The sequence below is a fragment of the Streptomyces sp. NPDC107528 genome (assembly GCF_055639295.1).
In genome coordinates, this window is record NZ_JBVKAV010000001.1 from 642,918 (window position 1) to 662,566 (window position 19,649).

The window sequence follows — 19,649 nt, forward strand, 5'->3', positions numbered from 1 at the left end:
CCCTGTCCGCTGGCGATCTTGTCATCAACGGACGCAGTCCTGCTGTGTGCCGGTTCCCTCCATCGTCCGAAACCGGGGTGGGTCACGCCGTGGCGGCGCCCGTTGCCGGGGGTGTCGGGGACAGGTGGGCGGCCAGCCAGGTGGGCACGCCGCCCAGGAGGCGGAAGAGACGTCGCGCCTCCTCGCGCAGCCGCGTGGCCTCCGGCTCGGTCTCCGTGTCGGCCAGGGACGCCAGCGCGGGAGCCGTACCCACCAGATAGCCCAGCTCCTCGCGGATGCGGAGGGATTCGGCGAACCCGTGCCGTGCCTCCGCCAACTCCCCCTCGCGCAGCGCGAGTCCGGCAAGGTGGCGCCAGGTGAAGGAGAGGAGGAGCGGGTCGGCGTGGGCCGTCGCGCCCGCATGCGCCCGACGGTAGGCGGCCCGGGCCGCCTGCGGCGAGCGTGCGAGGTTCTCCGCCAGGAGGCCGCGGCGGAAGTCCAGCAACGCCCTCCCCGCCACCCCCGGAGGGATCAGCGCCGCCGCCCGCCCCAACGCGGCCCGCGCCTCGTCGGCCCGGTCGCGCACTGAGTGCAGCGTCGCCGCGTAGGCAAGTTGCCCGCGTTCACAAGCGGCAGCGCCCCGCTCGTCGTCACTGTGAGCGAGCGCCTCGGCCGTGCGGAGTGCGTCCTCGGCCTCCTCCCAGCCCTGCTCGGTGTAGAGACACCGCTCCACCAGCAGCGCCGCCCGCTGGAGCGAGGCCTGCGCGGTCACCGGCTGTAGCAGCGCCGCCGCATCCGCCCAGCAAGCGCGTGAGCGCAGCCGCCATACCGCGGTCTGGAGTGGATCGTCACCGGCGGTCGTTCCGTTACCAGACATGGCGGTATACGCCACCTCGCCCTCCCCGAGCACACCATTGAGCTGTTGAGTGGTGGCGGCATCTCAGCACGAATCCGCGCGCCCGGCCAAGAGGGTGGGTGAAGGATTTCACAAAGTCGTGGGACAGCGGCGGCACTTGGTGCCATCCGGCGGAGGGCCGGGTTGGGCTCAACTCATCCGCAATGCCAAGAAGAAATCCAGCTTGTCCTCCAGGCGGGAGAGGTCCCGACCCGTCAACTGCTCGATCCTGCCCACTCGGTAGCGCAGTGTGTTGACGTGCAGGTGGAGACGGGTCGCGCAGCGGGTCCAGGAGCCGTCGCAGTCGAGGAAGGCTTCGAGAGTGGGGATCAGCTCCGCGCGGTGGCGGCGGTCGTAGTCGCGGAGGGGGTCGAGGAGGCGGGCGGTGAAGGCCTTGCGTACGTCGTCCGGGACGAACGGGAGCAGGAGGACGTGGGACGCCAGCTCCTGGTGGCCGGCCGCGCAGACCCTCCCGGGGCGCGCCGCCGCCACCCTGCGGGCGTGGCGGGCCTCCTCCAGGGCGCCGCGCAGGCCCTCCGCCGAGTGCACGGCCGCGCTGACGCCGAGGGTGACCCGGCCGTCGTCGTCCAGGCCGGCGGAGAGCGGGTCGCGGACCGAGTCCAGGAGTGCGTCGGCGAGGATGCCCGCCTCCGAGCCGTCGTGCTCCGCGGAGACCGCCGGCAGCGGGACCAGGGCGATGGCCTCGTCGCCCGTATGGGCCACGGCGATGCGGTCGGACGGCTCGGGGCCGGTGGCCAGCGGGTCGACCAGGATCTCCTCCAGGAGGGACTGGGCGGTCGGGCCGGCCTCGATGTCGCTGCCCTCCCATTCGACGCGGGCCACCACGACCTGCCAGTGCGGGGCCGCCCCGAGGCCCGGGAGCAGCACCGGTGCCGCCACCCGCAGACGCGCGGCGATCTCGGCGGGCGCCGCGCCCGTCTGGACCAGTTCGAGGACCTCCTGCGCGAGGCGGCGGCGGACCGTGCGGGCCGCGTCCCTGCGGTCCCGTTCCACGGCGATCAGCTGGGTGACGCCCTGGAGCAGGTCGAGCCGCTCCTCGGGCCAGTCGCTCGCGTCCGCCTCCACGGCCAGCAGCCAGTCCGAAAGCACCGTCTCGCGCACGTCCCGCGCGGCCCGCGTCGCGGAGCGGCCGCTGCTGCGGATCGGGAAGAGGGAGTACAGCGTGGTGCCGAGGGTCAGCCGGTGGGGGCCGCGGCGGGCCGTGCGGGCGGCCGAGAGATGCTCCGCCGCCAGCTTCGCGCACACGTCGGCGGGCAGCGCCGGACCCGCGGCCTTGGAGCCCGCGATGAGCCGGCCCGCCGGCGACAGCACCCAGGCCCGCAGGTCCAGGTCCGAGCCGAGGAGGTCGAGGACCACGTCAGGACCGCCGCCCGCCGGGCCCGAGGTCATCATCCGGCGGTGCCGGTCGACCACGGCCGCGAGGTCCCCGGCCCGCTCGCCGCTGACCTGCCGTACGACATGCTCGGTGATCGTCGCGAACGCCACCGACTCGTGCACCGCGAAGAGCGGCAGGCGGTGGCGGGCACAGGCCAGCACCAGATCGTCGGGGATGTCGCCGAGCTCGGCCTCACCGGCCCCCAGCGCCGCCACGCCGGCCTGGGCCAGGAGGCGGACGAAAGGCTCGGAGTCCGCGGCGTTGCGGCGCCACGCCAGTCCGGTGAGCACCAGCTCACCGCCGGAGAGGTAGCGGCTGGGGTCCCTGAGGTCGGTGGTCATCACACCGCGCACGGTGCGGTCCAGCTCGTCCTCGCCGCCGAGCAGCTTGAGGCCCAGCGCGTCGGTGTCCAGCAGTGCGCGCAGCCGCATTCTCGTCGCCGCCGTTCTTTGTCTCGAAATCTATGATGGATCTTGATCGGTCTGTGAGGAGGCCCGGCCGACGGGCCGATGAGCGGCGCCGGGGGCGGTGCTCGTCGTCTTTCGGACGGTGTCCCAGGTCACAGGGCTGTGTCCGGTGTTTCCAGAGGAAAGCGTGGAGGTTACTGGTGACCTCCGTTCATACGAATCTACAAGATGCCCGCCCTGGCCAGCCAACTCCTTCATGGTTTCCGTGACTGACCCAGGCCGAGCACAGCGCTGTGTACTGACGTCAATGCGCGTTAACAGCACATGAACGAGCCGGGCCCGCCGCACCTGATCTGGCTCAAACCGTACGACCCACGAGACGTAGAAGAGAGCCGGTCATGGACTTCCTTCGCCCCGCCAGCTGGGAGGAGGCGCTCGCCGCGAAAGCCGAGCACCCCACCGCTGTGCCGATTGCGGGTGGCACCGATGTGATGGTCGAGATCAACTTCGACCACCGCCGGCCCGAGTACCTCCTCGACCTGAACCGCATCGGCGACCTCACCGAGTGGGAGGTCGGCGAGGACAGCGTGCGGCTCGGCGCCTCCGTCCCGTACTCCGGGATCATGGAGAGCCTGCGCGCCGAGCTGCCCGGCCTCGCCCTCGCCTCGCACACGGTCGCCTCCCCGCAGATCCGCAACCGCGGCGGCGTCGGCGGCAACCTCGGTACCGCCTCCCCGGCCGGCGACGCCCACCCCGCCCTCCTCGCGGCAGGCGCCGAGGTCGAGGTCGAGTCGGCCGAGCGCGGCACCCGCCTGATCCCGATCGACGAGTTCTACACGGGGGTGAAGCGCAACGCGCTGGCCGCCGACGAGCTGATTCGGGCCGTACACATCAAGAAGGCCGACGGGCCCCAGCAGTACTCCAAGGTCGGCACGCGCAACGCCATGGTCATCGCCGTGTGCGCCTTCGGGCTCGCGCTGCACCCCGAGACGCGGACCGTGCGTACCGGGATCGGCTCGGCCGCCCCGACACCCGTACGGGCCAAGGCCGCCGAGGAGTTCCTGAACGCGGCGCTCGAAGAGGGCGGCTTCTGGGACAACGGCAAGATCATCACCCCGTCGGTCGCCAAGCAGTTCGCGGAGCTGTGCTCCGGCGCCTGCAACCCGATCGACGACGTCCGGGGCACCGCGAGCTACCGCCGCCACGCGGTCGGAGTCATGGCCCGTCGCACGCTGACCTGGACCTGGGAGTCGTACCGCGGCACCGCCGCCCGCACGGAGGGAGTCGCCTGATGCGCGTCAACTTCACTGTCAATGGACGTCCGCAGGAAGCCGACGACGTGTGGGAGGGCGAGTCCCTGCTGTACGTGCTGCGCGAGCGGCTCGGTCTGCCGGGTTCCAAGAACGCCTGTGAGCAAGGCGAGTGCGGATCCTGCACCGTCCGGCTGGACGGTGTGCCGGTGTGTTCGTGTCTGGTCGCCGCCGGTCAGGTCGAGGGCCGTGAGGTCGTGACCGTCGAGGGGCTCGCCGACTTCGCCAAGCAGCGTGCCGAGCACGGTGGTTGCGCGACAGGTGCCTGCGGCACTTCGCTCCAGGACGCGCAGCAGTGGGCGGCCAAGGGGCAGGACTCGCAGACCGGTGAGGGCACCGAGCTCTCCCCGGTCCAGCAGGCGTTCATCGACGCCGGTGCCGTCCAGTGCGGCTTCTGCACGCCGGGCCTGCTGGTCGCCGCCGACGAGATGCTGGAGAACAACCCGAACCCCAGCGACGCGGACATCCGCGAGGCGCTGTCGGGCAACCTGTGCCGGTGCACGGGCTACGAGAAGATCATGGACGCGGTCCGCCTCGCGGCCGCCCGGCAGGGAGAGGCGGTCTGAGCACATGCCCACAAACGGCGCTCCCACCAAGATCACCCAGGGTTCGCAGACCAAGGGCGGCATCGGTGAGTCGACGCTGCGCCCCGACGGCACCCTCAAGGTCACCGGCGAGTTCGCGTACTCGTCCGACATGTGGCACGAGGACATGCTCTGGGGGCAGATCCTCCGCTCGACCGTCGCGCACGCCGAGATCGTGTCCATCGACACCAGCGAGGCGCTGGCCATGGCGGGCGTCTACGCCGTCATGACCTACGACGACCTGCCGACCGAGGTGAAGAACTACGGCCTGGAGATCCAGGACACCCCGGTCCTCGCGCACGGCAAGGTACGCCACCACGGTGAGCCGGTCGCGATCGTCGCCGCCGACCATCCGGAGACGGCCCGCCGCGCCGCCGCCAAGATCAAGGTCGACTACCGCGAGCTGCCCGTCATCACCGACGAGGCCTCCGCGACCGCCCCGGACGCGATCCTCATCCACGAGGGCCGCGACGACCACCACATCGGTCACGTCCCGCACCCGAACATCGTGCACCGCCAGCCGATCTTCCGCGGTGACGCGGCGGCGGCGGCCGAGCAGGCGGACGTCGTCGTCAAGGGCGAGTACACCTTCGGCATGCAGGACCAGGCCTTCCTCGGCCCGGAGTCCGGCCTCGCCGTGCCGGACGAGGACGGTGGCGTCCACCTCTACATCGCCACCCAGTGGCTGCACAGCGACCTGAAGCAGATCGCCCCGGTCCTCGGCCTGCCCGAGCGCAAGGTCCGGATGACGCTGTCCGGCGTCGGCGGCGCCTTCGGTGGCCGCGAGGACCTGTCGATGCAGATCCACGCGTGCCTGCTGGCGATGCGCACCGGCAAGCCGGTCAAGATCGTCTACAACCGGTTCGAGTCCTTCTTCGGGCACGTCCACCGCCACCCCGCCAAGCTCTACTACGAGCACGGCGCCACCAAGGACGGCAAGCTCACCCACGTCAAGTGCCGGATCGTGCTGGACGGCGGCGCGTACGCCTCCGCCTCGCCGGCGGTCGTCGGCAACGCCTCGTCGCTGGCGATCGGCCCGTACGTGGTCGAGGACGTCGACATCGAGGCCATCGCCCTCTACACCAACAACCCGCCGTGCGGCGCCATGCGCGGCTTCGGCGCGGTCCAGGCGTGCTTCGCGTACGAGGCGCAGATGGACAAGGTGGCCAAGCAGCTGGGCATGGACCCGATCAAGTTCCGGCAGCTCAACGCCATGGAGCAGGGGACCATCATGCCGACCGGGCAGCCGGTCGACTCCCCGGCGCCGGTCGCCGAACTCCTGCGCCGCGTCAAGGCGATGCCCATGCCGCCGGAGCGCCAGTGGGAGTCCAGCGAGGGCGCGGACGTACGGCAGCTGCCCGGCGGTCTGTCCAACACCACGCACGGTGAAGGCGTCGTACGCGGTGTCGGCTACGCGGTCGGCATCAAGAACGTCGGCTTCTCCGAGGGCTTCGACGACTACTCCACCGCCAAGGTGCGCATGGAGGTCGTCGGCGGCGAGCCGGTGGCCACCGTGCACACGGCCATGGCGGAGGTCGGCCAGGGCGGTGTCACCGTCCACGCGCAGATCGCCCGCACCGAGCTGGGCGTCACCCAGGTGACGATCCACCCGGCGGACACGCAGGTGGGCTCCGCGGGTTCGACCTCGGCCTCCCGGCAGACGTACGTCACCGGCGGCGCCGTCAAGAACTCCTGCGAGCTGGTCCGGGAGAAGGTCCTGGAGATCGGGCGCCGCAAGTTCGGCTCCTACCACCCCGCCTGGGCCACCGCCGAGCTGCTGCTCGAGGGCGGCAAGGTCGTCACCGACGGCGGCGAGGTCCTCGGCGACCTGGTGGACGTCCTGGAGGGCGAGGCCGTCGAGGTCGAGGCCGAGTGGCGGCACCGTCCGACCGAGGCCTTCGACCTGCGCACCGGCCAGGGCAACGGCCATGTCCAGTACTCCTTCGCGGCGCACCGCGCGGTCGTCGAGGTGGACACCGAGCTCGGCCTGGTGAAGGTCATCGAGCTGGCCTGTGCGCAGGACGTCGGCAAGGCGCTCAACCCGCTGTCCGTCATCGGCCAGATCCAGGGCGGTACGACCCAGGGTCTCGGCGTGGCGGTCATGGAGGAGATCATCGTCGACCCCAAGACGGCGAAGGTCAGGAACCCCTCCTTCACGGACTACCTCATCCCCACGATCCTCGACACGCCGACCATCCCGGTCGACGTGCTCGAACTCGCCGACGACCACGCCCCGTACGGGCTGCGGGGCATCGGCGAGGCCCCCACCCTGTCGTCCACCCCGGCCGTCCTCGCGGCGATCCGGAACGCGACGGGGCTGGAGCTGAACCGCACGCCGGTACGGCCGGAACACCTCACCGGTACCGGCCCGGCGTAAGGACATCAGCGAGGAATCCGCAAGGAATCCAGCAAGGCTCTCCGGGCGGCGCCGGGAACGTCACACTTCGCCGCGCCGCCCGGAGGAACCAAGTACCGCACCGCTCGCGGAACTTGACACCCCAGCAGTACCAGCGCCACAGCAAGTACCAGCACCACAGCTAGATCCAGTTCGTTCGTCTCGGGCCGTCCCCCGGGTCGTGCGGCCGAAGCACCTTCCCAAATCCCGCAGCCACATGCGTGGTTGGTCGACCGTCAGGGCGGTCGAGGCGGGTGCCCCTTTGAACCTTGGGAGTAGGCCCACATGACCCAGCAGTCACTGGAGCCGGCGACCACAGCCGACGACGCGGGAGAAGGCACCCGCGTCCCGGCTGGACGGTCCTGGCTCGACCGGTACTTCCACATATCCCACCGGGGATCCACGGTCGCGCGCGAGGTGCGCGGCGGCGTCACGACCTTCATGGCGATGGCGTACATCCTCCTGCTCAACCCGCTGATCCTGTCCGGCAAGGACGCGGCGGGTGACATGCTCGCGCAGAAGGCGCTGATCACCGCGACCGCGTTCGCGGCGGCCTTCACCACGCTGCTGATGGGCTTCTTCGGCAAGGTGCCGCTCGCCCTCGCCGCCGGCCTCTCCGTCTCCGGAGTGCTCGCCTCGCAGGTCGCCCCGCAGATGACCTGGCCGCAGGCCATGGGCATGTGCGTGATGTACGGCGTGGTCATCATGTTGCTGGTCGTCACCGGCCTGCGCGAGATGATCATGAACGCGATTCCGCTCGCGCTGAAGCACGCGATCACCATGGGCATCGGACTGTTCGTCGCCCTGATCGGCTTCTACAAGGCCGGCTTCGTGCACCAGGGCGAGGCGACCCCGGTCACCCTCGGCCCCGCCGGCGAACTGGCCGGCTGGCCCGTGCTGCTCTTCGCGGTCACGCTGCTCGCCATCTTCATGCTCCAGGCGCGCGGCATCCCCGGCGCCATCCTGATCGGCATCGTCGGCGGCACCGTGCTCGCCGTCATTCTCAACGCCTTCGACGTCATCAACCCCAAGCAGTGGGCCAGCGGTGCCCCCGAACTGCACGGCACCGCGGTGTCCATGCCGGACTTCTCCATCTTCGGCAACGTCGAGTTCGGCGGCTGGGGCGAGGTCGGCGCGATGACCGTCGGCATGATCGTGTTCACGCTCGTGCTCGCCGGGTTCTTCGACGCGATGGCGACGATCATCGGCGTCGGTACCGAGGCCAAGCTCGCCGACGACAAGGGCCGGATGCCGGGCCTGTCCAAGGCACTGTTCATCGACGGCGCCGGCGGCGCGATCGGCGGCGTCTCGGGGGCGTCGGGCCAGACCGTGTTCGTCGAGTCGGCGACCGGCGTGGGCGAGGGTGCCCGTACGGGTCTGTCCTCGGTCGTCACCGGCCTGTTCTTCGCGGCCTGCCTGTTCTTCACCCCGCTCACCGCCATCGTGCCGGGCGAGGTCGCGGCGGCGGCCCTGGTGGTCATCGGCGCCATGATGATGATGAACGCACGGCACGTGGACTGGTCCGACCGGGCCACCGCGATCCCGGTGTTCCTCACCGTCGTGATCATGCCGTTCACCTACTCGATCACGGCCGGTGTCGCGGCCGGCGTCATCTCGTACGTCGCCATCAAGATCGCTCAGGGCAAGGCGCGGGAGATCGGGGCGTTCATGTGGGCCCTGACAGGCATCTTCATCGTCTTTTTCGCCCTCAATCCCATTGAGAGCTGGATGGGCGTGCACTAGCCGGTGCGCCGGTCAGTGTGAACCGCCCTCCGCACAACCGCTGTCAAGGAGACCGAGAGATGTTGGACATCGCCGAGGAGTTGCACCGGTGGGTCGAGCAGGGACGTGACTTCGCCGTGGCCACCGTGGTGGCGGTCGGCGGCAGCGCGCCCCGCCAGCCCGGCGCCGCGCTCGCGGTGGACGCCGACGGCACGGCGATCGGCTCGGTCTCCGGCGGTTGTGTGGAGGGCGCGGTGTACGAGCTGTGCCAGCAGGCACTCGAGGACGGCGAGACGGTCCTGGAGCGCTTCGGCTACAGCGACGAGGATGCCTTCGCGGTCGGCCTGACCTGCGGCGGCATCATCGACATCCTGGTCACGCCGGTACGCGCCGGGGACCCGGCCCGCCCCGTGCTCGCGTCCGCGCTGCGGGCGGCCGCGAGCGGGGAGGCGGCGGCGGTGGCGCGGATCGTGTCCGGGCCGGACGAGCTGAAGGGCCGCGCGCTTCTCGTCGCCCCCGACGGCTCGTACGACGGAGGCTTCGGCGCCCACCCCGAGCTGGACCGTACGGTCGCGGCGGAGGCGGGTGCCTTCCTCGACGCGGGCCGCACCGGCACCCTGGAGATCGGCGAACAGGGTTCGCGCTGCGGCGCCCCGCTCTCGGTGCTGGTCGAATCCTCGGTCCCGGCGCCCCGGATGATCGTCTTCGGTGCCATCGACTTCGCGTCGGCGCTCGTGCGCATCGGAAAGTTCCTGAACTACCGCGTGACCGTGTGCGACGCCCGCCCGGTCTTCGCGACGAAGGCCCGTTTCCCGGATGCCGACGAGATCGTCGTCGAGTGGCCGCACAAGTACCTGGAGCGGACGTCGGTCGACGCCCGCACGGTCCTGTGCGTCCTCACGCACGACGCCAAGTTCGACGTACCCCTGCTCCAGCTCGCCCTGCGCCTGCCGGTCGCGTACGTCGGCGCCATGGGCTCCCGCCGCACCCACCTGGACCGCAACGAGCGGCTCAGGGAGGTCGGCGTGAGTGAACTGGAGCTGGCGCGGCTCAGGTCCCCCATCGGATTGGACCTCGGCGCCCGTACGCCGGAGGAGACGGCCTTGTCGATCGCCTCGGAGATCGTCGCCAACCGGCGGGGCGGCAGCGGGGTCTCACTGACGGGCGCACACACGCCGATCCATCACGACGCGACATCGTCGCCGACGGGGCGGATCGGTTCGGTGGCGTGAGGCCCACCGGGGCCTGGCCTGCGAGCCACCGCATCACTCGGCCACCCGTGGACCGCGTGGCCTATCGTGCCGGACGCCTGCCGCTTCGCCGGATCTTCGTCCCCAGGTAGAGGACGGCGACGACCGCCACGAGCACCCCGATGATCAGCAGGTAGAGCAACCCTTCGGCCAGTACTCCGATGAAGCCGAGTACCACCGCCACAAGAAGCAGGAACAAGAACAGAGCCATGGCCGCCTCCCGGATCGTCGTGGCTCGTCAGCGGCGCGCCAGCCGGCGCTCGCCCTCCGCGCCCGGCCGGTACTCCAGTTCGTAGTGCGCAAACACCGCTTCTTCGTCCCCGGCCGGCAGGACCCCGTCGATGTCGATGGACGGCGCATCCTTGACCTGGTGTTTTGCGTAGGCGACCTTCAGGTACCCAGGGCCGACCGTCGCTCCGCCGAGAGGAACGAACACCAGGCGGTGCCGAGTCGGCATGCCGACCGTGACGGTCGCGAAGGACGGCGCGTCGGTAGCGGTGTCCACATAGATCGACTCTAGTTTGCCGATCTTGCGTGCGCTGTCGTCGACCACATCGTGACCGCGCCACTCTCGGATGTCACCGGGCTCGAACATCGCGATCCTCCGCTCGTCGTTCCTCTGGGCCGCGTACCCCCTTTCGCCGTCTCTGCACGATGCGCGCGACGGGTCCGGCAGGGCAGTGCCCGAGGCCGCAGTGCGTGATGCGGCCGGCCGGGGGCATACGCGAGAAACGGCACCATCGGTCGATTCCCCTTCGCCAAGGAGGCACATCGTGCTGGGCATCATCGCGGCGGTCCTGTTCTTCATCGCCTTTCTCATCAACGCGGCAGACATATCCACCAACGACGTCTTCACATCCACCAACGTCATGCTGATCGGGCTCACGTGTCTCGCCCTGCACGTCGCGGGGATCGGCAGCGGCTGGGCGGCGCGGGGCCGCCGCCGCTGACCGGAACGGCTCCCACGGCTGAACACGGCCTACCCCCGCCCCGGGCGTCCGGGCACAATGCCCTTCGAATCCCGCACGGCACCAGCACCACGGCATGCAACCCGGCACGCCCGGTCACCGGTCGGGCGTGCCCGAAACCGGCCGACCGTCCTCGGGGAGAATCGGGATGACAGCACGCCGTACAACACCACGCCGTACAACCAACAGACACTCACAACTGATCGGCTACGCGCTGAGTTTGCTCGGAGTGGCCGCCCTCACGGTGTCCGGCACCAGTGCGACCGCAGCGACCGCCGCCGAGCCGCTCACGCCGTCCTCGGTGTCCGGCCCGGCCTCGGCCGTCACGTCACTGGGGATCGACGGGACGGCGTGGACCGTGGACGAGCGGAGCGGGAAGGTGCGTGTCCTCGCCGACTCCACGGTCACGGACACCGAACTCGCCCGACTCCGCCACACCGTCGACCGGTTCGCCGGTGCTGTCACCGTCGAACGGCTCGACGGCCGGCTGCGTACGCTCCTGTCCGGCGGCGACGGCATCCACGCCGCCGGCCGGCGCTGCACGGCGGGCGTCAATGTGCGCAGCGGGTCCACGTACTACTTCGTCACCGCCGGACACTGCACCGCGGACCTGCCCACCTGGTACACCGGTGCCGCCCTGGACACGGCCGTCGGGCCCACCACAGGCAGCAGCTTCCCCGGCAACGACTTCGGAGTCGTCCGTTACGCCAACCCGGCCGTGCCGCACCCCGGCACCATCGGAACCGTCGACGTGACCGGGACCGCGTCCGCCTACGTCGGTCAACGAGTCTGCACCCGGGGCGCCACGACCGGAGTCCGATGCGGCGTGGTCACCGCCTTGAACATGTCCGTGAACTACGGCGGCGGTGACATCGTCAACGGGCTGATCCAGACCAACATCTGCGCCGAACCCGGCGACAGCGGAGGTCCGCTCTACGCCGGCGACAAGGTCATCGGCATCCTCTCCGGCGGCTCCGGCAACTGCGCCACGGGAGGGACCTCCTACTACCAGCCGATCCAGGAAGTGCTGAGCGTGTACGGCCTGTCCGTCTACTGACGGCCCGCGACACGCGCCCACCCCGGCCGCGGTCGGAGCTCGCTCGGGGTGGCCCGGTGCTCGGCGTTGGACCAGCGGGCGCCGTCGGCGTCGCGGGTGGCGTGGGCGGCGAGGTCGGTGACGAGGAGTAGGGCGAATTCGGGGGAGTCGTCCTGCTCGGCGATCCGGTCGACGGCGAGGGCGAGGACGCCCGCGGTGCCGCAGCAACGGCCGTTGCTGTCCCAGAAGCCGGGGCGCAGCCGGTTCGGCAGGCCGGAGTGCGTGCCGGTGTGCCGACAGCGGTCGGCGAGGGCCGGCCAGGCAGGGTCGGGGGACAGGTCCCGGAGCAGGCGGAAGACCTGGGCGTCGCCGGCCGGGCCGTGGCACCAGCCGTAGTCGTACCGCTCGACCACGTCGGGGCGGTGGTGCGGGCACCCACGACGCCCTCCCCCCGCGAGATCCGTGAAATCGCCGCAACCCTACGAGAGGACACTGACATCGACCGGCGTCAGGCCGTGCGCAGGAGCCGGTTCGCGGCCCGCCCGAACACATACCGCGCCGCCCGCTCCAGCACGCCGTCGGCGACCTTCGGCAGGAAGCGCACCCGCACCTCCTCCCGCCACACCACCCGCGTCCGCCCTCCCGGCCCGGGCCGCACCTCGATCTCGGCCCAGCCCGTGATCACCCGGCCCCGTTTCTCCAGGCGGCACAGGCCCGGCGCGTCGTCCCCAGGCGGCTGCCACACCGTGACCTCCATCGGGTCGTCGAAGGACAGCGGGCCGACTCCGGAGCGGGCGATGACGAGGGTGCCCACACGGGTCGGTTCGGGTGGGGTGACCCGGATGCGGGTCAGTGGGACGGCCGCGGCATGGCGGGGCCACTCCGTCAGGCGGCGCCACGCCTCGTCGAGGGGGAGTGGAACCGTGCGTTCGAGGAGAAAGTTCGCCACGGAACGATCTTAGGGAATCCGAGCTGGTCATCGGCGCAGTCGTATACGCGTCGTGCAGTCGGTCCAGCCGGACGTCGGCGGGCGGACGTACCCAACCAGGGCAACAGCCGCCGCTTCCGCGACGACGACGGGGTCTGGCAGGACGGCGGGCTGCTCATCCACTTCCCGGCGCAGTCCCGTTGGGTGGGGATCTTCCTCGCCTTCCAGAGCCAGTCCGGGAAGACGGACGACGTGACCGGCCACGCCATCGAGGGCGTCGACGGTTCGCGCCCCGTGCCCGGCACCCGTCCCGTCCGTATCGTCGCCGCCCTCGTCAACCCGCGCGGCCCCGCCCCCGACGCCGAGACGGTGACCCTCCTCAACGCCTCGCCCGCTCCGGTCGACCTGACCGGCTGGCACCTCCAGGACCGGCTGGGCCGGCTGTCAGCCGTGCCGCCGGGACCGCTCGCGGCCGGCGCCTGCCTCACCGTCCCGATGAGCGGTGGCGCCCAACTCGGCAACCACGGCGGCGAGATCAGCCTCCTCGATGCCGAGCGACTGAAGGTGGACGGGGTTTCGTACACCGCCGATCAGGCAGGGCAGGAGGGGTGGTCGGTCGTCTTCTCCCCACGCTGATCCACCGCTCCCCGCCGCTGCCCGCACCGCCTTCACCTCACCTGGTGAGACGGCTCACCGGTACACCTTCCCCGGCTCGGCCTTCCCCGGCGCGAGCAACTGCGGCACGGTCACGAACACGAACCCCCGCTTCTTCAGCGCGTCGATGATCCCGGGCACCGCCGGCACGGTGCCGTCGTAGATGTCGTGCAGCAGGATGATCCCGTCCCGGTCGGTCTGATCCAGGACACGCTGCTCTATGAGCTTGGAGTCATTGGTCTTGTAGTCCTTGGCCGTCACGCTCCACAGGACCTCCGACATCCCCAGCTCGCGGCAGATGTCGTGCACCGTGTCGTTCGTACGGCCCTGCGGCGGACGCATCAGCGTGGGGCGCCGCCCGGTGATTCGCTCTATCTCCTTGTTGGGGCGCTCTATCTCCTCCCGTATCTCGTCGGCGTCAAGGTCCGTGAGTCTCTCGTGGTCCCAGGTGTGGTTGGCCACCTCATGGCCCTCGTCGGCCATCCGCTCGACCAGCTCCGGGTACTTCTCGATGTGCCGCTTGCCGAGCAGGAAGAAGGTCGCCGGGACCTTCTCCTCCTTGAGGATGTCGAGCAGGCGCGCGGAGTGCTCGCTCGGCCCGGCGTCGAAGGTCAGCGCGACGCACTTGGCCTCGCGGCAGTCGACGCCGCCGAGGCGGGCCTGGGCGGTGGACGTGGCCTGGGCCCGGGCGGCGCTGGGAGACGTGATGTCCAGGCGCTCGTACTGCGTGAACGCCACCAAGGAAGCTGCCGCCACCAGAACGGCGGCGGCAGACAACCAAGCCCACGACTTTTTCATCTTCTTGAACGGAATGATCGGAAAAGGCATGCCGCGACTATACATGGCGAGTATACACGCGATGTATAGCGAGTGTTTGTGCGCTCTGAGCTGCGCGTTCCGGCGGTTCTACTGGGCGTGGAACGTGGCGTCCGCCCGATCCGTCGCCGTGCTCGGCGCCTGGACCACCAGCAGGTAGTCGTAGTGCCGCACGTAGCGCCCGGCGTAGTTGTAGGACTCGTACGAGACCCCTGCCGCGTCGGACAGCCCGGCCCGCTTGTGGAAAGTGGCGTCGGACGCGAACTTCGCCGTGCCGTCGTTCTTCTCCAGCCACACCTCGAAGTTCTTGTGCCGCAGGTAGTGCCCGGGGAAGTTGGCCGACTCCAGCGACACCGTGCCGCTGCCGGTCAGTCCGGTGACCACGCGGAACTGCGAGTCCGCGAGCGGGGAGACGCCGGCCTCGATGCGGGCGCGGTACTCCCAGTGCCGGACGAACCGGTCCGCGAAGTTGTACGACGAGAAACGCTGCGGCGTGACACCGTCGGCCACCGGGATGCCGAAGTCGGGGGTGCCGTCGGCCTTCCAGTACAGCTTCTGCACACGGGTGCGGCGGTTGGGGTCGTTGAGAGGGTCGCCCGTGATGTCCTTGTAGCTGCGGTCGTGGTAGACGAGGATGTCGCTCCTGCCGTCCTCGGAGACGGTGAAGGAGTTGTGGCCCGGACCGTACTGGCCGGTCGCGGCGTTGCTGGTGAACACCGGCGTGGAACTCTTGCTCCAGTTCGCCGCGTTGAGCAGGTCGGCGTCCGCGGACGCCGACAGCAGCCCCAGGCAGTAGTTGCTGTCGGTGGCGCTCGCCGAGTACGACATGAAGACCTTGCCGCCGTGCTGGATCACCGCCGGGCCCTCGTTGACCTTGTAGCCGACGGTCTCCCAGGAGTAGGTGGGCCGCGACAGCATCACCGGAGTGCCGGTGATGGTCCAGGGGTTGGTCATCCTCGCCAGGTAGATGTCCGTGTTGTTGTTCACGGACGGGTCGCGCTGGGCCCAGGCCAGATAGCGCACGCCGCCCACGACAAAGGTGGTGGCGTCCAGGGAGAAGCTCTCCCACTGGGTCTTGATCTGCCCCTTCTCCGTCCAGGCGGCCGTCAGCGGATTGGTTCCGGTGCCCTCGAGGACGTACATGCGGATCGCCCACACGTCGTTGGTGGCGCCGGCGGCGAAGTAGACGTACCACTTGCCGTCGATGAAGTGGATCTCCGGTGCCCAGATGTGCGCGCCCATCACACCGCTGCTGTGCTTGGTCCAGATGGTGACCTCCTGGGCCGTCGACAGGCCCTGGATGGTCGTCGCCCGGCGCAGCACGATGCGGTCGTACTCGGGGACGGTCGCGGTGAAGTAGTAGTAGCCGTCGGTGTGTTTGAAGATGTGCGGGTCGGCCCGCTTCTCCGCGATCGGGTTGGTGTAGGTCACGGCGGGGGAGTCAGGCACGGCCGCCCGGGCGGCCGGAGCGGGTCCGGCGAGGCAGGCCGCCAGGGCGACGAGGACGGCCATGAGCAGCCGTACGGCTATGCGTCTCAAGGGAGTTCTCCAGAGGTACGGGTGATCAGGTGGTGGGGACGAGGCGCCACTGCTGGCAGGTGTTGTTCAGCCAGGTCCACTGCCGTACGTCCGCGCCGTTCGCGGCAGAGCAGTCGGCCACGTCGGCGACCTTGCCGGTGGACTCGTTGACGATCCGGACGTAGTCACCGCTCGCCGTGAACACGAGCCGGTAGCGCTGGCACTTGTTGTTCAGCCAGGACCACTGCCGGATGTCGGCGCCGTCGGAGGCTGAGCAGTCGGCGACGTCCATCACCTTGCCGGTCGCGACGTTGACCAGCCGGTTGGTGTCGTCGCCGAGGTCCTTCACCTTCCATTTCTGGTTGCTCCCGCCGGTGCACGTCCACTGGAAGATGTTGGTGCCGTCGGCGGTGTTGCCGCCGTTCACGTCCAGGCACTTTCCGCTGTTGCGGTTGACCAGGGTGTACGACGTCGGCGTCGCGGCCGTCTCGCCGGACGGGCCGGGGAGTGTGGTGCCGAGGGCGACGGGGGTGCCGAAGTTCGGGGTGCCGTCGGCGTTCCAGGTGAACTCCTGGGCGCGGGTGGTGCGGCCGTTGCCGCAGCCGCCGCCGGACGTGGAGTTGGCGTGGTACACGATCCAGTTCTCGGTGCCGTCCGGCGAGGTGAAGAAGCCGTTGTGGCCGGGGCCGTAGGCGCCGCCGGCGTCATTGCGCTGGAAGACCGGTGTCTGCTTCTTGGTCCAGGAGACGGGGTTCAGCGGATCCGAGCCGGTCAGCTCCAGTTGGCCGAGCTTGTAGTCGGCGGTGTTGCAGTAGCTGGCCGAGTACGTGAGGAACGTGCGGCCGTTGTGGTAGAGCGGTTCCGGGGCCTCGTTGACGGGCGCGCCGGACCGCTCCCAGTCCAGGGTCGGGCTGGAGATGACAGTGAAGGTGCTACTGGCCGGCGTGTACGGGTTGCTGAGCGGCGCGATGACGAGGCTCTGCGTACTGCCGTTGATGAACCCGCTGCCGACCAGGTAGAGCTTGTTGCCGGCCTGGAGCACACTCGCGTCGATCAGCCAGCCGCCCGGCGTGAGGTTGGAGCCGGTGAGCGAGCCCTTGTAGGTGTACGGGCCCATCGGGTCGGTGCCGGCGCTCTCCAGCACGTGCGTGCGCTGCGAGTCGCAGCACGCCGCACCGCCCTGTCCGGCCGAGTAGTACACGTACCAGTGGCCGTTGAAGAGATGCATCTCCGGTGCCCAGATGTTGGTGTTGCGGGTCGGCGTGGTGTCCGACCACACCTGCACATTGGGCGCGCCGACCAGACCCGCGAGCGTCGGCGACTTGCGGATGCCGAGGATGCCGGTGAACGTCGTGGTGATCAGGTAGTAGTTGCCGTCGTGGTGCTGGAGCCAGGGGTCGGCGCCCTTGGACGACTTCAGCGGGTTCGTGTACGGGCGGCCGTCCGCCGCGGACGCCGGTTGCGTGGTCGCCACCAGGGCCAGCAACGCGGCGATCACGCAGAGGATGAGTGGTCTGCGGCGTTTCCTGGCAGGCGTGCGTGACATCCGAGGCATACGAGACCGTCCCTGTCCGTAATTTCGAACGAAGTTCGTGATTCCGATCGCGATTGGGTCAGAAGATAGAAGTGGGCCATGTCCCCGTCAACGGTTTCGTCGTCCACGCTTCACAAACCCGCGTGCGGACGCACACTCGGCGCGGCCGGCCGACGATGCGCTTGCCCGTTCAGGTGATGAACCGACCGATGCGCCACCGGGAGGCCAATTGCCCCCGTATCCAGTGCACATGGACAATCACCGCGCGCCCGTCGGCTCAACTTCCCTCTCCCGACGGCAGTTCACGGCCGCAACGACCACGACGGCCGCTCTGGCCGCGTTAACCCCGACCGCGGCCGCCGCCGCACCCGCCGTTCCCCGACAGGCCCCCGGGCGACCGCGATCCACCGCAGACTGGGACACCTGCCTGGCCGTCGCACGCGCCCTGCTGGTCGTCGACGAACACGACAAGCCGCTCGTCCCGGGGTACCGGAAGATCCTCGACTCCGGACTGCCGCGCGCGCAGACGAAGACGGGCAAGAGAATCCTCGTCATCGGCGCCGGACCGGCCGGCCTGGTCGCCGCCTGGCTGCTCAAGCGGGCCGGGCACCGGGTCACGCTCGTCGAGGCCAACGGCAACCGCGTCGGCGGCCGCATCAAGACCTTCCGCACCGGCGGCCACGAGCAGGCGGCGCAGGCGTTCGCCGACCCGGCCCAGTACGCCGAGGCCGGCGCCATGCGCATCCCCGGCAGTCATCCGCTGGTGATGACCCTGATCGACCAACTCGGCGTCAAGCGCCGCCGGTTCCACCTCGTCGACGTCGACGGCGAGGGCAAGCCCGTCAACAACGCCTGGCTGCACGTCAACGGAGTCCGCGTGCGCCGCTCCGAGTACGCGAAGTCACCCCGAAGGATCAACCGTTCCTTCGGTGTCCCGCGCGCGTACTGGGACACGCCCTCCGGCACCATCCTGCGCCGCGCCCTCGACCCCGTACGCGACGAGTTCAGCACCGTCGGCCCGGACGGCAAACGCGTCGACAAGCCGATGCCCGAGCGGGTCAAGGGCTGGGCGCGGGTCGTGCAGAAGTACGGCGACTGGTCGATGTACCGCTTCCTGACCGAGGAGGCGGGCTTCGACGAGCGGACCATCGATCTCATCGGCACCCTGGAGAACCTCACCTCACGGCTGCCGCTCTCCTTCATCCACAGCTTCATCAGTCAGTCGCTGATCAGCCCGGACACCGCGTTCTGGGAGCTGGTCGGCGGCACGGCGACGCTTCCGGACGCCCTGCTGAAGGAGGTCGCCGACGTTGTGCGCCTCGACCGGCGCGCCACGCACATCGAGTACTGGGCCCCCGGCCGGCCCGGCGCCGACGACACCTCCCACGTTCACGCCAAGGGCCCGCACGTCTGGATCGACACCGTCTCCGAGGGACGCGACGGCAAGGTGGTGCGCGAGGAGTTCACCGGCGACCTCGCGATCGTCACCGTGCCGTTCTCGGGGCTCAGGCAGGTGCAGGTCAGCCCGCTGATGTCGTACAAGAAGCGGCGCGCGGTCGCCGAACTGCACTACGACAGCGCGACCAAGGTGCTCCTCGAATTCGGCCTGCGCTGGTGGGAGTTCACCGAGGCCGACTGGAAGCGGGAGCTCGACGCCGTACGGCCCGGCCTCTACGACGACTACCGCAAGGGCAAGGCCCCCGCCGACGGCAGCCTCCTCGGCGCCCACCCCTCCGTCCCGGACGGCCACATCAGCGACGCCCAGCGCGCCCACTACGCCGCCAACCGCTGGGCCACCCGCGACCAGCCCGAGGCCGCGCACATCATCGGCGGCGGGTCGGTCTCCGACAACTCCAACCGCTTCATGATCAACCCGTCCCACCCGATCGAGGGCAGCAAGGGCGGCGTCGTTCTCGCCTCCTACAGTTGGGCCGACGACGCCTCCCGCTGGGACTCCCTCGACGAGGACGCCCGCTACCCGCACGCGCTGCGGGGGCTGCAACAGGTCTACGGCCAGCGCGTCGAGGTCTTCTACACCGGCGCCGGGCGCACCCAGAGCTGGCTGCGCGACCCGTACGCGTACGGCGAGGCGTCCGTCCTCCTGCCCGGCCAGCACACCGAGTTGCTGGAGGCCATCCGCACCGCCGAGGGGCCGCTGTACTTCGCCGGGGACCACACCTCGGTGAAGCCGTCGTGGATCGAGGGCGCCCTCGAATCCGGGGTGCGGGCCGCGCTGGAGGCGCACGCGGACTGACAC

The 19,649-nt window shown here is 70.0% G+C and carries 17 protein-coding genes and 1 pseudogene; 9 read left to right on the plus strand and 9 right to left on the minus strand.

Features of this window, described 5'->3' with window-relative positions:
• Positions 1-82 precede the first annotated feature (82 nt).
• Both ACZ7L5_RS03145 and ACZ7L5_RS03150 read right to left on the minus strand, forming a co-directional pair.
• Positions 83-871 (minus strand): hypothetical protein, encoded by a 789-nt coding sequence (locus ACZ7L5_RS03145; RefSeq protein WP_471513925.1) that lies wholly within the window; start codon positions 869-871, stop codon positions 83-85.
• A 153-nt stretch (positions 872-1,024) separates the two neighbouring features.
• Positions 1,025-2,701 (minus strand): PucR family transcriptional regulator, encoded by a 1,677-nt coding sequence (locus tag ACZ7L5_RS03150; protein ID WP_471513926.1) that lies wholly within the window; start codon positions 2,699-2,701, stop codon positions 1,025-1,027.
• 374 nt (positions 2,702-3,075) lie between these two features.
• Here ACZ7L5_RS03150 and ACZ7L5_RS03155 point away from each other — a divergent pair, with 374 nt between their 5' ends.
• The 5 genes from ACZ7L5_RS03155 to ACZ7L5_RS03175 all read left to right on the plus strand — a co-directional run bounded on the left by ACZ7L5_RS03155 (position 3,076) and on the right by ACZ7L5_RS03175 (position 9,920).
• Complete coding sequence (locus ACZ7L5_RS03155) at positions 3,076-3,969, plus strand: FAD binding domain-containing protein (RefSeq protein ID WP_328878360.1); 894 nt, start codon at positions 3,076-3,078, stop codon at positions 3,967-3,969.
• On the plus strand, positions 3,969-4,553 hold the full coding sequence (locus tag ACZ7L5_RS03160; RefSeq protein WP_363042717.1) for a (2Fe-2S)-binding protein: 585 nt from the start codon (positions 3,969-3,971) through the stop codon (positions 4,551-4,553). Before ACZ7L5_RS03155 ends, ACZ7L5_RS03160 begins: the two co-directional genes overlap by 1 nt.
• A gap of 4 nt (positions 4,554-4,557) precedes the next feature.
• Entirely contained in the window at positions 4,558-6,948 is a 2,391-nt protein-coding gene (locus tag ACZ7L5_RS03165; RefSeq protein WP_362387288.1) for a xanthine dehydrogenase family protein molybdopterin-binding subunit, read from the plus strand.
• Positions 6,949-7,251: 303 nt separating this feature from the next.
• Entirely contained in the window at positions 7,252-8,709 is a 1,458-nt protein-coding gene (locus tag ACZ7L5_RS03170) for an NCS2 family permease (RefSeq protein WP_328878357.1), read from the plus strand.
• A 59-nt stretch (positions 8,710-8,768) separates the two neighbouring features.
• The gene (locus tag ACZ7L5_RS03175; RefSeq protein ID WP_471513929.1) at positions 8,769-9,920 is read left to right on the plus strand and encodes an XdhC family protein; all 1,152 of its coding nucleotides are present in this window, start codon (positions 8,769-8,771) and stop codon (positions 9,918-9,920) included.
• Between the two features lie 61 nt (positions 9,921-9,981).
• Here ACZ7L5_RS03175 and ACZ7L5_RS03180 read toward each other — a convergent pair whose 3' ends face one another.
• Positions 9,982-10,149 carry a hypothetical protein gene (locus ACZ7L5_RS03180; protein WP_471513932.1) on the minus strand — a complete coding sequence of 56 codons (168 nt, stop codon included), beginning with the start codon at positions 10,147-10,149 and terminating at the stop codon, positions 9,982-9,984.
• Between the two features lie 27 nt (positions 10,150-10,176).
• The gene (locus ACZ7L5_RS03185) at positions 10,177-10,533 is read right to left on the minus strand and encodes a PRC-barrel domain-containing protein (protein WP_362387293.1); all 357 of its coding nucleotides are present in this window, start codon (positions 10,531-10,533) and stop codon (positions 10,177-10,179) included.
• 178 nt (positions 10,534-10,711) lie between these two features.
• Here ACZ7L5_RS03185 and ACZ7L5_RS03190 point away from each other — a divergent pair, with 178 nt between their 5' ends.
• A complete protein-coding gene (locus ACZ7L5_RS03190) occupies positions 10,712-10,888 on the plus strand; it encodes a hypothetical protein (RefSeq protein ID WP_328878353.1) in 177 nt (58 codons plus the stop codon).
• 166 nt (positions 10,889-11,054) lie between these two features.
• Positions 11,055-11,963 (plus strand): S1 family peptidase, encoded by a 909-nt coding sequence (locus ACZ7L5_RS03195; RefSeq protein WP_471513934.1) that lies wholly within the window; start codon positions 11,055-11,057, stop codon positions 11,961-11,963.
• Here the strand turns inward: ACZ7L5_RS03195 and ACZ7L5_RS03200 are convergent.
• Both ACZ7L5_RS03200 and ACZ7L5_RS03205 read right to left on the minus strand, forming a co-directional pair.
• Positions 11,957-12,355, minus strand: coding sequence for a lanthionine synthetase LanC family protein (locus tag ACZ7L5_RS03200; RefSeq protein WP_471513936.1), 399 nt, complete (start codon positions 12,353-12,355; stop codon positions 11,957-11,959). The genes ACZ7L5_RS03195 and ACZ7L5_RS03200 overlap by 7 nt on opposite strands.
• A 95-nt stretch (positions 12,356-12,450) precedes the next feature.
• On the minus strand, positions 12,451-12,891 hold the full coding sequence (locus ACZ7L5_RS03205) for an SRPBCC family protein (protein ID WP_471513938.1): 441 nt from the start codon (positions 12,889-12,891) through the stop codon (positions 12,451-12,453).
• A 93-nt stretch (positions 12,892-12,984) separates the two neighbouring features.
• On the opposite strand from ACZ7L5_RS03205, the pseudogene ACZ7L5_RS03210 reads away from it, so the two are divergent.
• Positions 12,985-13,506: pseudogene (locus tag ACZ7L5_RS03210) on the plus strand (DUF2278 family protein); the annotation flags it as partial.
• A gap of 54 nt (positions 13,507-13,560) precedes the next feature.
• Here the strand turns inward: ACZ7L5_RS03210 and ACZ7L5_RS03215 are convergent.
• The 3 genes from ACZ7L5_RS03215 to ACZ7L5_RS03225 form a co-directional block, all read right to left on the minus strand.
• Positions 13,561-14,322 (minus strand): polysaccharide deacetylase family protein, encoded by a 762-nt coding sequence (locus ACZ7L5_RS03215; protein WP_471514495.1) that lies wholly within the window; start codon positions 14,320-14,322, stop codon positions 13,561-13,563.
• 108 nt (positions 14,323-14,430) lie between these two features.
• On the minus strand, positions 14,431-15,852 hold the full coding sequence (locus tag ACZ7L5_RS03220; protein WP_471514497.1) for a family 43 glycosylhydrolase: 1,422 nt from the start codon (positions 15,850-15,852) through the stop codon (positions 14,431-14,433).
• 52 nt (positions 15,853-15,904) lie between these two features.
• Positions 15,905-17,404 carry a family 43 glycosylhydrolase gene (locus tag ACZ7L5_RS03225; protein ID WP_471513940.1) on the minus strand — a complete coding sequence of 500 codons (1,500 nt, stop codon included), beginning with the start codon at positions 17,402-17,404 and terminating at the stop codon, positions 15,905-15,907.
• A gap of 238 nt (positions 17,405-17,642) precedes the next feature.
• Here ACZ7L5_RS03225 and ACZ7L5_RS03230 point away from each other — a divergent pair, with 238 nt between their 5' ends.
• A complete protein-coding gene (locus ACZ7L5_RS03230) occupies positions 17,643-19,646 on the plus strand; it encodes a flavin monoamine oxidase family protein (protein ID WP_471513941.1) in 2,004 nt (667 codons plus the stop codon).
• The last annotated feature ends 3 nt before the right edge of the window (positions 19,647-19,649 follow it).

Bases quoted from the DNA above. Each gene is read 5' to 3' on its own strand.
- ACZ7L5_RS03150 (WP_471513926.1), bottom strand. From the start codon at position 2,701: ATGCGGCTGCGCGCACTGCTGGACACCGACGCGCTGGGCCTCAAGCTG.
- ACZ7L5_RS03155 (WP_328878360.1), top strand. From the start codon at position 3,076: ATGGACTTCCTTCGCCCCGCCAGCTGGGAGGAGGCGCTCGCCGCGAAA.
- ACZ7L5_RS03160 (WP_363042717.1), top strand. From the start codon at position 3,969: ATGCGCGTCAACTTCACTGTCAATGGACGTCCGCAGGAAGCCGACGAC.
- ACZ7L5_RS03165 (WP_362387288.1), top strand. From the start codon at position 4,558: ATGCCCACAAACGGCGCTCCCACCAAGATCACCCAGGGTTCGCAGACC.
- ACZ7L5_RS03170 (WP_328878357.1), top strand. From the start codon at position 7,252: ATGACCCAGCAGTCACTGGAGCCGGCGACCACAGCCGACGACGCGGGA.
- ACZ7L5_RS03175 (WP_471513929.1), top strand. From the start codon at position 8,769: ATGTTGGACATCGCCGAGGAGTTGCACCGGTGGGTCGAGCAGGGACGT.
- ACZ7L5_RS03180 (WP_471513932.1), bottom strand. From the start codon at position 10,149: ATGGCTCTGTTCTTGTTCCTGCTTCTTGTGGCGGTGGTACTCGGCTTC.
- ACZ7L5_RS03185 (WP_362387293.1), bottom strand. From the start codon at position 10,533: ATGTTCGAGCCCGGTGACATCCGAGAGTGGCGCGGTCACGATGTGGTC.
- ACZ7L5_RS03195 (WP_471513934.1), top strand. From the start codon at position 11,055: ATGACAGCACGCCGTACAACACCACGCCGTACAACCAACAGACACTCA.
- ACZ7L5_RS03215 (WP_471514495.1), bottom strand. From the start codon at position 14,322: ATGAAAAAGTCGTGGGCTTGGTTGTCTGCCGCCGCCGTTCTGGTGGCG.
- ACZ7L5_RS03220 (WP_471514497.1), bottom strand. From the start codon at position 15,852: ATGGCCGTCCTCGTCGCCCTGGCGGCCTGCCTCGCCGGACCCGCTCCG.
- ACZ7L5_RS03225 (WP_471513940.1), bottom strand. From the start codon at position 17,404: ATGTCACGCACGCCTGCCAGGAAACGCCGCAGACCACTCATCCTCTGC.
- ACZ7L5_RS03230 (WP_471513941.1), top strand. From the start codon at position 17,643: ATGGACAATCACCGCGCGCCCGTCGGCTCAACTTCCCTCTCCCGACGG.